We start from the raw sequence: 13735 nt of genomic DNA, 5'->3' as shown, positions 1-13735 counted from the left end.
CTCCGCCGGGACGACCGTCCCCTGGCTCGCATGGGGGAGCTACCCCTAGGGGTTCCTCAGTCCGTGGTCGGAGTGAGACCCTGTCCGCACTATTTAGGTGTACGAAGAAAGAGAAAGGCGGACAGGTGAAGGACGGCAGAACGGCCTCCCCACGGACCACCCCCGAGGCCCCTCCGGCAGACCCCCGCCGCGGGCCCGTCGTCGCCGCCCTCATGCTCTGCATGGCGCTCGCCGCCCTCGACGGCACCATCGTCGCCACCGCCGTCCCCCAGATCGTCGGCGACCTCGGCGGCCTCTCCGTCTTCTCCTGGCTCTTCTCCGGCTACCTCCTCGCCGTCACCGTCACCCTCCCCGTGTACGGCAAGCTCAGCGACACCTACGGACGCAAACCGGTCCTCGTCGCCGGCACGATCCTCTTCCTCATCGGCTCCGTCCTCTGCGCCGCCGCCTGGAACATGGCCGCCCTCATCGCCTTCCGCGTCGTCCAGGGCCTCGGCGGCGGCGCCCTCCAGGGCACCGTCCAGACCATCGCCGCCGACCTGTACCCCCTCAAGGAACGCCCCAGGATCCAGGCGAGGCTCTCCTCCGTCTGGGCCACGGCCTCCATAGCGGGACCGGTCCTCGGCGGAGTGTTCGCCGGATACGCGGACTGGCGCTGGATCTTCATCGTCAACCTGCCGGTCGGCGGCCTCGCCCTCTGGATGATCCTCCGCCACCTCAGGGAACCCGCCCGCCCCGCCCGCACGGCCCCGGTCCGCGTCGACTGGGCGGGCGCGCTCGGCGTCTTCGCGACCGGCGCGCTGCTCCTGACCGCGCTCGTCCAGGGCGGAGTGGCCTGGCCGTGGCTCTCGGCCCCGTCCCTGGGCCTCCTCGGCGGCGCGGCCCTCCTCGCGGCGCTCACCGTGGCCGTGGAGCGCCGGGCCGCCGAACCGATCATCCCCGGCTGGGTCTGGCGCCGCCGCACGATCGCCGCCGTCAACCTCGCGCTCGGCGCCCTCGGCCTCCTGATGGTCGCCCCGACCGTCTTCCTCCCCACCTACGCCCAGTCGGTCCTCGGCCTCGGCCCGATCGCCGCCGGCCTCGTCCTCTCCTCCTGGACGCTGAGCTGGCCCATCTCGGCCGCGCTCTCCAACCGCGTCTACACCCGCATCGGCTTCCGCCTGACCGCCGTCCTCGGCATCACCGGCGCGCTCGCCCTCCTCCTCGCCTTCCCCCTCCTCCCCTACCCCGGCGAAGCCTGGCAGCCCGCCCTCCTGATGCTCCTCCTGGGCGGCTGCCTCGGCCTCTTCCAACTCCCCCTCATGGTCGGCGTCCAGTCGACCGTCCCCTACGAGGAACGCGGCACCACCACCGCCTCCGTCCTCTTCTGCCGCCAGGTCGGCCAGAGCACCGGCGCGGCCCTCTTCGGCGCCGTCGCCAACGCCGTCCTCGCCACCCGCCTGGGCGGCGGCGACCTCGACGCGGTCGCCCGCGCCCTGGAGGCCCCCGCCTCCCTCACCGCCGAGGCCGCCGACCACCTCCGCCGGGCGGTGGCCGCGGCCGTCGACTACGTCTACCTGGGCGCGGCGGCGGCAGCCGCCCTCGCCCTCCTGGCCCTCCTCACCCTGGCCCCCCGCCGCTTCCCGGTCCTGAAGGAGGCGACGGGGGACGAGGAGTAGAGAGCGCCGCCGACAGGCCGGAATAGCCCCGTGCCGTGGCCGGTTGGAGCGGGACATGCGCCATGATCCGGAGCCGTTCGGCGGTCTGCACCCTCTGCTGGCGGGGCGGTTCAGTCCGTACCGGTTCGACCCGGCGGGCGGCGTCGACGACCACGCGCTCCGGCTGCTGCTGGAGGCGGCGCGGTGGGCGCCGTCGGCCGGGAACTCGCAGCCGTGGGGGTTCTTCACGGCGCGGCCCGGCGAGCCGGAGCACGCGCGCGTGGTGCCGCACCTCGCGCCCGGTTCGGCCCGGTGGGCGGTGGACGCGGGGCTGCTCGTGGTGACGCTGGCGCGGCGCCACGTCGACGACACGGAGCTCCTGTACTCCGAGTTCGCCGACTACGACCTCGGGCAGGCCGTCGCCCACATGACCGTCCAGGCGCAGGCGATGGGCCTGTCGGCCCACCAGTTCCGCGCCTTCGACCTGGAGGGGCTCACCGAGGAGCTGGACCCCGCCCCGGGCTGGGCCGTCGTGTCGATGGTCGCCCTGGGCAGGGCGGCCGACGCCCCGCCCGGGGGCCGGGAGCGGCGCAGCGTCGCGGAGCTGCTGGCCGCCCCCTGGTCACCGGCGGGCCGGGACCCCGGAAGGTAGGCCTCAGAACAGGGAGTCGTACGCCGAGTCCTGGGTGAGGCCCACCTTGGCGCCCCGCTTGAAGGGAGCCGCCCAGTCGCCGGTGCCGGCGTAGAAGGTCTCGTCGCCGTTCCACGCGATGAGGTCGGCGCGGCCGTCACCGTTGGCGTCGCCGACGCCGGTGAGCCCCTTGAAGGCGCCCCACCCGCCGCCGACCCGCTTGCGGGCCGCGAAGGTCCCGTCGCCCTTGCCGAGGTACAGCCAGAGGACGCCGTCCTTGTCGCGGGCGAGGAGATCGCCGGCCTTGGCGCCGCCGAGGTTCCCGGCGGCCGTCAGCTCGTTGTAGCCCCCCCAGCCGGCGCCGATCCGCTTGCGGGCCGAGAAGGGCGCCTTGGTGTTCCCCGTGCCCGGGTACAGCCACAGGACGCCGGTCTTGTCGGTGGCGAGGAGGTCGGAGCGGCCGTCGCCGGTCACGTCGGCGCCGCCGGTGATCCGGTCGTACGCCTGCCAGCCGCCGCCCACCTGCGTACGGGCGGCGAGCGGAGCGGTCCGGTCGCCGGTGCCCCGGTAGAGCCAGAGCACCCCGGAGCGGTCGCGGGCCACGCTGTCGGGGGCGGAGCTCCCCGCCACGTTCCCGACGGACACCAGCCGGTCGTACGCCTTCCAGCCGCCGCCCACCCGGGAGCCGCCGGTGTCGGTGACGGAGCCTCCCGGGGCGGTGGGCCGGGTGCCGTAGCGCCACAGCACGCCCTCGGGGTCCCGGGTGAGGAGGTCGGCGGCGCCGTCGTCGTCGTAGTCGTGCGCGGCGGCGGGGCGGGAAACGGAGAACCGGCCGGTGGCGACGAGCTCGGGGCCGATGCCCTCGTCCGGGCGGGCGGTGAGCGTCCACTCGTACGCGCCGTTGCGGGCGGGCGCGTCCCAGTCCCTGGCCTCCAGGTCCTTGCCGTCCCAGTGCCAGGCGATCCGGCGCGGGGTCCCGGCCACGGTCCCGGCGGGCTTGTCCCACCCGTCGTGCACGGTCGTCCGGCTGGGCAGGTGGGTGACGGTCAGCCACACCTCGCTGTCCCCCCGGGACAGGTCCCAGCCGAGGTCGACGCCGCGCGCGACCCGGTCGCCGGTGAGCTCGTTCGGAAGGGACGAGCCGAGGAGGGTGACGACGGTCGACTGCCCCGTCGACGCGACCTGCTCGACGGTGGGCCGGCCGCCGTCGGCGCGCGGCGAGATCCGGTAGAGGCCCTCGCCGTGCTCGGGCGTGCCACCGCGGACGAGCAGCGAACCGTCGGGCCCCGCCACCGCGGAGGAGTACGCGGTGAGGGCGACGACCTTCTCCCGGGGGTCGGCGATCGACTGGAGGACGAAGGGCCGCTTCGTCGGGTTGTGGCCGCCCGGCACGAAGGTGGACTGCTCGATGTGGGCCTTCTGGCCGGAGGCCAGCCAGCCGCCGACGACGTACAGCGGGTCGCTCCACTCGCCGGCGTCCGGGATCCACTGCTCCTGGGCCGGCGCGTCCCGGCGGACGGCGACGACCCCACTGCCCCCGCTCCGCGACTCCCGCCAGGCGACGTGCGTGGCGGAGACGCCGCCCCACCAGGGCAGTTCGCCCGGGGAGCGGGTGAACCAGCTGTTCTTCCCCGTGGCGGCATCGACGAGGACCTTGACGGTGACCCCTCCGTCGATCGAGCAGTCGTAGAGCGCGGAACGGCTGTCGGCCCAGCCCTCGTCGGCGCCCTGGCAGTCCATCGAGGGCCCGCCGACCAGCTTGCGGAGCTTCGGCGCGCCCCCGGCGAGCGTCTCGGCGTCGAGCGTGGCGGCGTACTGCACCTGGTGGTCGCCCTCGTACCGGCCGAGCAGCAGCGTGTCGCCGGCCAGGCCCGTGTACATGTAGTCGCCGAGCGCGTCGAGGTCGATCGTGACCGGCGCGGCGTCCGCCTTCGCCATGTCGTGGACCGTCAGCACCGAACTCACGGTCAGCATGGCCCGGTCGCCGGTGACCACGAGGTCCGCGCCTCCGGCCGCCGCGGCGGCGCCCGGCAGCACCACCCGGGTCCCGTCCGCGTACCGGGTCCACCGGAACTCCCGCGTGTCGCCGCGGGACTTCGACAGGAACCCGCTCGGGCCCGCGCCGACGACGTCCGCGTCGCGCGGGAACTCCACGGCCGTCTGCCGTTCGTCCTGCGTGGCGACCGGCGCGGCCGTCGCCGGGAGCGTGGTGAGCGTGCCGCCGGTGGCGGCGAGGACGACGGTGACGGCGGCGGCCGCGAGACGGCGGGCGCGCGGGCGCGCGTGTGCGATGTGCATGATCGTTTCCCTCCCCTGGGAAGGGGAGAGGTTAGCCGACGGCCGCGCTCCGGCCGTCGGCGGGGCGGCGGGCGGTGGGGCAGCCGCCGGTGGGCGACCGGCGGCGGGGCGGCCGTCGGCGGGGCGGGCGGGGCGCCGTGTCAGTCAAGTCGGTGGGGCGGGCGGGGCGCCGGTCAGACGGTCAGGCGGTCAGGCGGTCGGGCGGTCGGGCGGTCGGGCGGTCGGGCGGTCGGGCGGTCGGGCGGTCGGGCGGTCGGGCGGTCAGACGCTCCGTCGCTTCCGGGGCGAGATGCAGAAGGGGTGGCCCGCCGGGTCCAGGAGGACGCGCCAGCGGTCAGGGCGGGGCTGGGACGGGGGCAGGGTGGCGCCCAGGGCGGTCAGTTCGGCCTCCGCCTCGTCGAGGTCGTCCACGTCGAAGTCCAGGTGGAGCTGGGACGGGACCTCGCCCGTGGGCCAGGTCGGCGGGCGGTGGTCCTCGACCCGCTGGAAGCCCAGGACCAGGCCGTCGCCGTCCACCAGGGCGGCGAAGTCGGCGCCGGAGCGTTCGTGCAGGGGCAGGCCCGTGGCCTTCGCGTAGAAGCCGGCGAGGGCCAGGGGGTCGGCGCAGTCGAGGTTGACCGCCGTCAGGTTCATCCGCATGCGCGGAGACTACGGGCGCGGGTCGTCGTCCGCCTCGGGGTTTTCCGGGGCCTCCGCCGACGCCTCCGCGTCCACCCCGGGGTTCTCCGGCGCCTCCGCGTCCACCCCGGGGTTCTCCGGCGCCTCCGTGACCGCCTCGCGGTTCTCCGGGCCCTCCCCCGACGCCTCCGTGTCCGTGTCCGGGTCCGTGACCGCCTCGGGGTTCTCCGGGGCGGCGGCCTCCGCCGCCGCTTCCGGCTCCCCGCCCGCCGCCGGGCGGCCCGCGTCGGCGACCGGGCGGCCCGTCAGGGCCGCGAGGGAGTTGCGGATGTGTTCCATGTGGGAGTGGATCTCGTCGCGCGCCTCGTCGTGCTCGCGCAGCACCCGCTCCGTCCCGCGCTCCGTCCGCTCGGCCTCGAGCCGGGCCTCCGCCAGGATCTCCCCGGCCTTCGCCTCGGCGTCCTCCTGGCCGTGCCGCGCCTCCTCCTCGGTACGGGCGAGGTCCCGGCGGACCTCCTCCAGGCGCGCCTCGGCCCGGGCCACCTGCTCGGCGTGACGGGCGTCCAGCCCGGCGGCGGCCGTCTCGGCGGCGCGGTCCGCGTCGGCGCGGGCGGTGCGGTGCTCCTCGGTCTGCCGGGCCAGCAGTTCGGCCGCGCGGTGCACGGTCTCCTCGTACGCCTCCGTCGCCGCCGCCCTGGCCCCCTCCGCGTCCCGGTGGGCGATGGTGGCCTGCTCCTCGGCGCGTTCGCGGGCGGTCTCCAGGGTCGCGCGGGCCTGCGCCGCGACCGCGGTCCGTACCCCTTCCGCGTAGGCGCCGGCCGCCTCCCCGGCCTCCCGGGCCGCGGTGGCCGCCGCCTCCGCGACGGCCTGCGCCTCGGCCTCGGCGGCGCGGACGAGCCGTTCGTCCTCCTGCTCCGCGAGCTTCAGGATCTGCTCGGCGGCCTCGCCCAGGGACTCGTACCGCTGCGGCTTCAGCACCGCGACGGCCTCCCTCAGCGCGGCCAGCTCCGCCTCCCCCTCCTCGACGAGGGCGGTGAGCCGCGCGGCCCGCTCCCACGCCTCGTCGCGGTCCCCGGACAGCCCGTCGAGGTGGCGGTCGACCTGCTCCGGGCGGTACCCCCGGCCCCGTCCGACGGAGAAACTCATCCTGACGCCCCTTCCCTATGGCCTCGCCCTCCAGGATGCGCCATAAGAACGGACAAAAGGCGCCCGACGTGATCACACACCGAGCGCCCTTCGTCACATTCCGCCTAACAAGGCGTCAGAGCGGACGTCCCACGGAAGCCGTCACAGCAGCCCGCCACAGCAGCCCGCCACAGCAATCCGTCACAGCAGTCCGTCCCACATCTGCTCCAACAGCACCGACCACCAGTTCTCCGGCGACGACAGCGCCGCCGGATCCAGCATCGCCAGCTGCGCCTGGAAGTCGACCGTCCAGCGACCCGCCTGCTCCGGCGTCAGCCCGAACCGCAACCGCCACATCCGCCCCAGCAGCGCCATCGACCGCGTGAACTCCGGCAGCCCGGTGTTCACGAACTGCGGCGGCACCGACGCCCCGCCAGGACCGGCCTCCACCGGCACCGCCACGATGTGCGCGGTGCCGTACTGGACGCAGATCGCCCGCCCGAAGTCCGAACCCAGCACCAGGTACGAACTCGCGTCCGCCGCCGCCGGCACCTGCCGCTGCTGCGCCAGCTCCGCCAGCGTCGGCACCACCGGCATCGCCGGCTGCGCCCAGAAGAACGGCCCGAAGTCCGCCGGCAGCCCCGCCCACATGAGCGTCACCGCCACCAGCTCCGGCACACCCTGCCGCGACACGGCCCGCTGGTCGAACCGGAGGATCCCCGGCCCGAACGCACCCGCCAGCTCCTGCGCCACACCCTCCGGCGGCACCGGCGGCGCCGGCTGCACCTGCGGCAGCGGAGCCCGCACCGGGGCCGGCCGCGCCGGACCGTCCGCCACCTGGTGCAACTCGCCCTGGTGCGTGAGGAGCTGCCGCATACCCTGCTGCCGGCCCGCGTGATCACGACCGTACGGGGCGATGCTGGTGATCCGCGCCTGCGGCCACGTCTCGCGGATCATCCGCGCACAGTAACCACCCGGCAGCTCACAGGACTCCAGCTCCGTGTGCAGCTCCAACACCTGCTGCGGCGGCACCCCGAGCCCCCGCAGCTCGTGCAGGATCTGCCACTCCGGATGCGGGGTGCCCGGCGCCGAACGCCGGATGATCTGCTGCTCCGAACCGTCCGGAGCCCGGTACCGCAACACCGCCTGGTACCCGGGACCCACCGTCGGCACACCGGCCGGCGGCTGCTGCGGATACCCGTAGGCCGGAGCCGGACCAGGAGCCGGGACAGGGGCCGGAGCGGCGACCCGACCGGGCGCCTGCGGCGCCGCCGGAGCCGGACCCGGCGGAGGCAACGGCGCACCCGGGCCCACCGGACCCGGCTGGGCCAGCATCGTCGGCGCGTGCTCGATGCCGTGCGCCGGCGTCCCCGGACCCCCGGGAGCACCCGGCGGCGGAGGCGGCGGAGGCGGCACCGCGCCACCACCGGCAGGACCCGCCGGACCCGCCGGACCGACCTGCCCCGGATGCGCCAACATCGTCGCCGCGTGATGCACCGGCTGCGGAGGCGTCACGGGCCCCGGCGGCGCGGGCGGCGGAGGCACCCCCGGACCCCCGGAAGCACCCGGCGGCGGCGTCTGCGGCACCAACTGCGTCGGCACGTACGCGGGCGCGGGCACCGGCCCGCCGGACGTCCCACCGGGCACCCCCGGCGGAGGCGGCGGAGCGACCGGCCCGGCAGCCTGCTTCTTCGGCGGCAACGCCGCCTTGCTCGTCGCCGCGTCCGCGATGTCCCCCGCACCCGCGACCGGCGGAGCGGCGGGCGGCGGCGGAGCGGCACCCGGCACCACGGGCGGCGGCGTCACACCGGGCGGCGTCACACCGGCCGACGGAGCCGCGGCCGGATCCAGACGCGGCGCCACGGCCGTCTTCGGCAACGCGCTCCCCCCGTGCATCAACGCCGTCGGCGCGTCCGCGCCGACCAACGGCGCCGGCACGTCCTCGTCGTCGGCCCCCGACAGCGGCGGCGCGAACACCGTCGCCGGCAACGGCACACCCTCCACCCCACCGGAACTCGCGTTGGCATCCGCCCACGGACTGCCCGGCGACGCCGCCGGAACCCCGTCCATCGCCGTCGGCTCGTACGCGTCGTCATCCGACCCACCGGCCGACGACACCGAAGAGGAAGAAGAAGGCGAATCGAACGAGGGAAGCGGGATCGCCGCCGCCGGCGTCTCCGACCCGACCGCGGAATCCGCCCCCGCCGACGACACCGACGCCCCCGACACCCCACCCGGACCGACCGCGGAAACCGCACCCGCGTCCGTGTCCGTATCGGGCTCCCCCCGCTCCTCCTGCGACGCGTTCGGCCGCTGCGGCAGACCGATCTTGTCCGCCGCGTCCTGCAACCACTCCGGCGGACTCAACAGGAACGACGTCTGGTTCAGATCGATCCGCGCCGGCGGCGCGGCCGGAACCGGCGCGACCGCCTCCTCGGCGACCCCGTACTCCTCCTCGTACCGCCGGATCACCTCACCCACCGGCAAACCCGGCCACAGCGTCGCCTCGCCCGAATCCCGCGCGATCACCAACCGCTGCCGACCCACATCCGACGTCGGACCACCCTCACGGCCCTCCGCCCACACCACGAAACCGAGACCGAACTCCCGCACCCGCACCTCCTGGTGCTGATACGGCGGCAACTCGCCGTTCACCCACTCCTCGGCACGCTCCTGCGCCTGCGCGAACGTCACCACAGCCGGCTCACCCTCCCACCGGGGCCACGGGCACGGCACGCGCGAAGCCGCCGTCCACCATCAGATTCGCGACCGTCTCCAACTCCGGCGGATTACCGGCCAGCCGCAGCAGGAACGCGTCGAAATCCTCACCACAGGGAAGCAACAACCGCTCCACCCGCTCGCTCACCGACCAGCCGGCGGCCTCCTCACCGGAATCCCGCACATCGTCATAGGCACAGAACCACACCGAACCCACACCGGCGCCCCGCACCTTCAACGCGACCAGACCACCCTGCACGAAGGCCACACCCAGGTAGTCCTTCGTCAAATGATCCCGCAGACACTTGTTGACATAGACGAGGTCATTGACCCCCGCCTCCTCACGCACCGTGAAGAACGGCTGGTCCACCAGAAGCCCCAGCTCCGCGTCGAGCGCCGCACCCACCGGCGCACAACCACCCGCCACCTTCAAGAACGAGCGGTACGCCCCCGGCAGCCGATAACCGAGATCCTCCTCGACCCCCTGAAGCTGCTGCTCCGACACCGACACCCCGGACTTCGGCAACCCGAAATGCACCGGACGCGTCTCCTGCAACGGCCGCGTCCCCCGCTTCCCATGGTCCACCGCCGCCGTCGCCACACCACCGTGATGCCGCAACAACGCCTTCACCTCGACCGGAACCAACTCCAGACGACGCTCACCCACCACGTGATGCCACGTCCAACCATGCGGCGTCGCCACCGCCGGAATCGTGTCCCACAACTCATGACCGGTCGCCGCCATCGCCGCGTTCGCCGACACGTAATCCGTCAGCCGCAACTCGTCGACACCAAAACCCTCCGGCGGCTCCGCGATCTCCGCCGCCGCACGCGCATACGGCGAAAAATCCGGAAAACCCCGCTCGTCCACCCGCACCCCCCGCGGATGCCGGGAAGCGCGCACCGGATCCGGGAAACGCACGACCTGCCCGGCATAGGCCGCGTTCGGTGGCGCGGTGGACTGCCCGAGCCGACCTGTCGTCATGGCGGTTGCCCCCTGCATGGCGTCACTGGCTGCTACTGCTTGCTACTGCTTGCTCCTACCGCCGGACCCCACTGCGCACAGCTCGCCCGACCGATCCCGCACAGCCTATGCGCTGCCACAAGAGCACGAACCGGCCCGAGCCCCCACCGACCCACCCCACCCACCCACCGTCACCAACCGTCACGAAGCCATGACAGGCCGACCACGGCTCCGACACACCGACACGGCGAAACCCCCACCCAGCTTCCCCATATGGCTCCCTATTTGGCAGGCTGTGCACCGCAACTCGGGGGATTGCAGGAGGGGAAGACGAGCACCATGTACGCAAGCACGACGCCCACACAGGGTGACCCACGCCTCAACTGGAGCAGCGACACCGACAACGGTCGCGCCCCCCTACTGCTCCACCGCCGCGACGGCATCCTGCCCGCCGTCGGAGCAGCCCTCTCCGTCCGCGGCGAGACACTCACCTGCACCGCGGGCCGCGGAGAGACACCACCCACCCTCCACGCCCTCGTACAGGACTTCCTCGACACCCTCACCAGCGGACAACGCGAACGCTTCACCGGCCGCTGCCCCGAAGCCATCCTGCTCTCCCGCCACCTCACCGCCACCGAGAACAACCGCTCCAAACGCGCCCAACGCAAACCCCTCACCGCCGGCGAAGCCCGCCGCAGCCTCAAGAACGCCAAACTCACCACACGACGCATCCGCGAGGACGGCGACCCCCTCCACGGCAGCTACGCCGCACCCTGCCGCTCCTGCGCCGCCCTCCTCGACCACTTCGGCGTCCGCACCGTCACGCCCACCGAGAACGGCTGACCCGACCCATGTCCGACACCACCCGCTTCCCCGTCAACGTCGACGCCGCCCTCCGCGACGCCGGCTGGCAACCCGGACGCTGGGACATCAAAATCGCCGAAGAATGGGCCGACACCCTCCGCGCCCACGTCTCCCCCGCCGGCCACCGCCACAGCGTCTTCCCCTCCGCCGTCGAAGCCTGGGCCGAATTCGGCGGCCTCCACCTCACCGCCCCCGGCCACGGCCGCCAGATAGCACCCGCCACACTCCGCTTCGACCCCCTCGCCGGCCTCCACCTCGCCCGCACCCTCGCCGACCTCGGCCGCGCCCTCGGCACCGAACTCGCCCCCCTCGGCGAAGAAGGCGACCACCAGGCCGTCCTCGCCATGGACATCGAAGGCCGCGTCTACAGCCTCGACCACACCGGCGACTGGTACCTCGGCCGGGACATCGACACCGCCCTCGCCACCCTCGTCACCGGCACCCGGCCCACCCGCCTCACCGCCGGCTAGACGACCCGACCCCGAACCAGGGGAATCACCGCGGAGACCCTGAAACCACCCGCGTCCGTCGGACCCGACACGAACGCACCCCCCAGCCGCACCACCCGCTCCTCCATCCCCACCAAGCCGTTCCCCCCACTCGGCAACCCCGCATCCGCCACACCCGCGTCCGACGGACCGTTCTCCACCTGCGTCGCCACCTCGGCCTCCCGATGCGCGAGCCGCACCACGACCGCCGCACCCGGAGCGTGCTTGTGCACGTTCGTCAACGCCTCCTGGATCACCCGGTACGCCGTCCGCCCCACCTCCGACGGATACGCCCCCGGCTCCCCCACCACCACCAGCTCCACCGCGGCCCCCGCCAACCGCGACTCCTGACACAACCCCTCCACCGCATCGAGCCCCGGCCCGGCCGCCGCCTCCGCCGCCTCCGCCGCCGCGGCCGCCGCCCGCCCCACCGCCGCCAACGGCACCACGGCCCGAACCACCGGAGCGGACTCCTCCCGCAACACCCCCAACATCTCCCGCAACTCCGTCAACGCCTGACGCCCCATGTCACCCACCAACGCCGCGTTCCGCACCGCCTTCTGCGGATCCTTCAACGCCACCGCCTGCAACGCCGCCGCATGCACCACCATCAACGACACCCGATGCGCCACCACATCGTGCATCTCCCGCGCGATCCGCCGCCGCTCCTCCTGCCGCGCCCACTGCGCCCGCTGCTCCGCCCGGTCCGCCAGCAGCGACAACTCCTGCTCCAACGAGTCCGCCCGCTCCCGCAGACTCTCCATCAGCCGCCGACGCGCCCCTATATAGAGCCCGTACAACACCGGCGGCGCATTCAGCCCCAACGTCATGAACAACGCCATCACCGGCACGTACCAGGCACTCGGATCGAAGTCGTCCGCCTGCGCGGCGATGTCCCGCCGCAGCTCCACGGCCGTCACCACGAACACCGCGACCGTCGCCATCCCCGCCAGCACCGCCGTGTACCGCCGCGGCACCTCGGACGCGGCCAGCGTGTACAACCCGACGATCCCCATCAGGAAACCCGTCTCGGCCGGCGCCACCGCGACGGAGACCAGCACCACCGTGATCGGCCACCGCCGCCGCACCAGCAGCACGGCCCCCACGAGAAACCCCAACAGCGCCCCCAACGCCTCCGGCGCCCCCGCCCTCCCCGCGAACGACACCCCCTCGACGGCACACTCCACCGCCGACACCAGCGCCAAACCCGCATCGAGCACGACACTCCGCCGCCGCGCCCACCACCACATGGTCCGCGCGCCCGGCGCGTCCCGATCTGCCCCCGTTGCGGTCATGCCCCCACCCTACGGGCGCCTCCCTGCGAAATCCGAAGGACGTCAACACCTCGCACACCAGTCCCTCGAACTGCTGAATCGCCCGCTTTTTCGACACACGCGTCCGCATTCCGGACGACGCTCATCACATGACCGCAGAAATGAACCGCTACGCGGACTTCGAGGGCCTACGCGCCGAGGCGGTGGCCCTGCGCCGCGAGGGCCTCAGCCTCCGCCAGATCCGCGACCGTCTGAAGATCTTCAACAACGACCTCCTCCAGCGCCTCGTCAAGGGCGAACCCCCACCGGAGTGGACCAAGCGCCCCAACGCCAAGGACGACCTCCGCGCCCGCGCCCGAGAACTCCGTCTCCAGGGCATGACCTACGACCAGATCCAGGTCGAGCTGGGCTGCTCGAAGAGCTCGATCAGCCTGTGGGTACGGGACCTGCCGAAGCCGGAACGGAAGCGGACCCGGGAGGAGGCGTCCGAGATCGCCCGGCGGGGGTGGGAGCCCACGATGCGCCGGCGCGAGGAACACCGGCGGGAGACCAAGCGCGCCGCGGCCGAGGGAATCGGCGCCATGTCGGACCGCGAGCTCTTCATCCTGGGCGTGGGGCTCTACTGGGCCGAAGGCACGAAGGACAAGGCGCATGCGCGGCGCGAGCGCGTCGCCTTCGTCAACAGCGACCCCGGGATGGTGCGGGTCTTCGCGGCCTGGCTCGACCTCCTGGGCATCCCCGCCGCGCGGCGCACGTACAGCCTCATGATCCACGAGACCGCCGATGTCGCCGGAGCCGAGCGCTACTGGGCGGAACTCGTCGGGGTCGATCCGACTCGCCTCGGCAAGACGACCCTCAAGCGGCACAACCCGAAGACGATCCGCAAGAACATCGGCGCGGAGTACCGGGGATGCCTTGTCATTCGCGTTCTCGGCAGCGCCGACTTGTACCGTCGCATCGAGGGTGCCTGGTACGGCATAGTGGGGGCCGTCGCGTCGATGGACTAGCGAATTGTCCGTTTTGACGAGAATGCCATCCCCTGTGGTGTAATCGGCAACACATGTCACTTTGGATGATATGTTCCAGGTTCGAGTCCTGGCAGGGGAGCCACGACGCAC

11 protein-coding genes and 1 tRNA gene are annotated in these 13735 nt (G+C 73.5%); 6 read left to right on the top strand and 6 right to left on the bottom strand.

The annotated features are described in order from the left end of the window. Window positions 1-125: 125 nt before the first annotated feature. Both ACFQ8C_RS00485 and ACFQ8C_RS00480 read left to right on the top strand, forming a co-directional pair. Window positions 126-1658, top strand: coding sequence for an MFS transporter (locus ACFQ8C_RS00485; protein WP_383450510.1), 1533 nt, complete (start codon window positions 126-128; stop codon window positions 1656-1658). A 55-nt stretch (window positions 1659-1713) separates the two neighbouring features. Beyond that, window positions 1714-2289: a nitroreductase family protein gene (locus tag ACFQ8C_RS00480; RefSeq protein ID WP_383450507.1), complete on the top strand. Its 576-nt coding sequence runs from the start codon at window positions 1714-1716 to the stop codon at window positions 2287-2289. A gap of 3 nt (window positions 2290-2292) precedes the next feature. Here the strand turns inward: ACFQ8C_RS00480 and ACFQ8C_RS00475 are convergent, their stop codons facing one another. From ACFQ8C_RS00475 to ACFQ8C_RS00455, 5 genes are all read right to left on the bottom strand, one after another. After that, window positions 2293-4566, bottom strand: a complete 2274-nt coding sequence (locus tag ACFQ8C_RS00475; protein WP_383450504.1) for an FG-GAP repeat domain-containing protein — start codon at window positions 4564-4566, stop codon at window positions 2293-2295. A 261-nt stretch (window positions 4567-4827) separates the two neighbouring features. Continuing rightward, entirely contained in the window at window positions 4828-5205 is a 378-nt protein-coding gene (locus ACFQ8C_RS00470; protein WP_383450501.1) for a VOC family protein, read from the bottom strand. A 9-nt stretch (window positions 5206-5214) separates the two neighbouring features. Further along, a complete protein-coding gene (locus ACFQ8C_RS00465) occupies window positions 5215-6330 on the bottom strand; it encodes a cellulose-binding protein (RefSeq protein ID WP_383450498.1) in 1116 nt (371 codons plus the stop codon). A gap of 180 nt (window positions 6331-6510) precedes the next feature. After that, window positions 6511-9006, bottom strand: a complete 2496-nt coding sequence (locus tag ACFQ8C_RS00460; RefSeq protein WP_383450496.1) for an SUKH-4 family immunity protein — start codon at window positions 9004-9006, stop codon at window positions 6511-6513. A gap of 7 nt (window positions 9007-9013) precedes the next feature. Continuing rightward, a complete protein-coding gene (locus ACFQ8C_RS00455) occupies window positions 9014-10012 on the bottom strand; it encodes an SMI1/KNR4 family protein (RefSeq protein WP_383450493.1) in 999 nt (332 codons plus the stop codon). 318 nt (window positions 10013-10330) lie between these two features. Between ACFQ8C_RS00455 and ACFQ8C_RS00450 the strand changes: the two genes are divergently transcribed. Continuing rightward, window positions 10331-10834, top strand: a complete 504-nt coding sequence (locus tag ACFQ8C_RS00450; RefSeq protein WP_383450491.1) for a YwqJ-related putative deaminase — start codon at window positions 10331-10333, stop codon at window positions 10832-10834. 8 nt (window positions 10835-10842) lie between these two features. After that, window positions 10843-11325 carry an SUKH-3 domain-containing protein gene (locus tag ACFQ8C_RS00445; protein ID WP_383450488.1) on the top strand — a complete coding sequence of 161 codons (483 nt, stop codon included), beginning with the start codon at window positions 10843-10845 and terminating at the stop codon, window positions 11323-11325. Here the strand turns inward: ACFQ8C_RS00445 and ACFQ8C_RS00440 are convergent. Then, a complete protein-coding gene (locus ACFQ8C_RS00440) occupies window positions 11322-12638 on the bottom strand; it encodes a sensor histidine kinase (RefSeq protein WP_383450486.1) in 1317 nt (438 codons plus the stop codon). The genes ACFQ8C_RS00445 and ACFQ8C_RS00440 overlap by 4 nt on opposite strands. 128 nt (window positions 12639-12766) lie before the next feature. Between ACFQ8C_RS00440 and ACFQ8C_RS00435 the strand changes: the two genes are divergently transcribed. Beyond that, on the top strand, window positions 12767-13624 hold the full coding sequence (locus ACFQ8C_RS00435) for a hypothetical protein (RefSeq protein ID WP_383450483.1): 858 nt from the start codon (window positions 12767-12769) through the stop codon (window positions 13622-13624). Window positions 13625-13652: 28 nt separating this feature from the next. Beyond that, a tRNA-Gln gene (locus ACFQ8C_RS00430) sits at window positions 13653-13727 on the top strand. Window positions 13728-13735: the final 8 nt, after the last annotated feature.

The sequence above is a fragment of the Streptomyces sp. NPDC056503 genome, assembly GCF_042794995.1.
In the GTDB taxonomy this organism is placed as follows: Bacteria; Actinomycetota; Actinomycetes; order Streptomycetales; family Streptomycetaceae; genus Streptomyces.
Note: the sequence above shows the minus strand (reverse complement) of the source record. Positions and strands in the feature narration are given on the sequence as shown.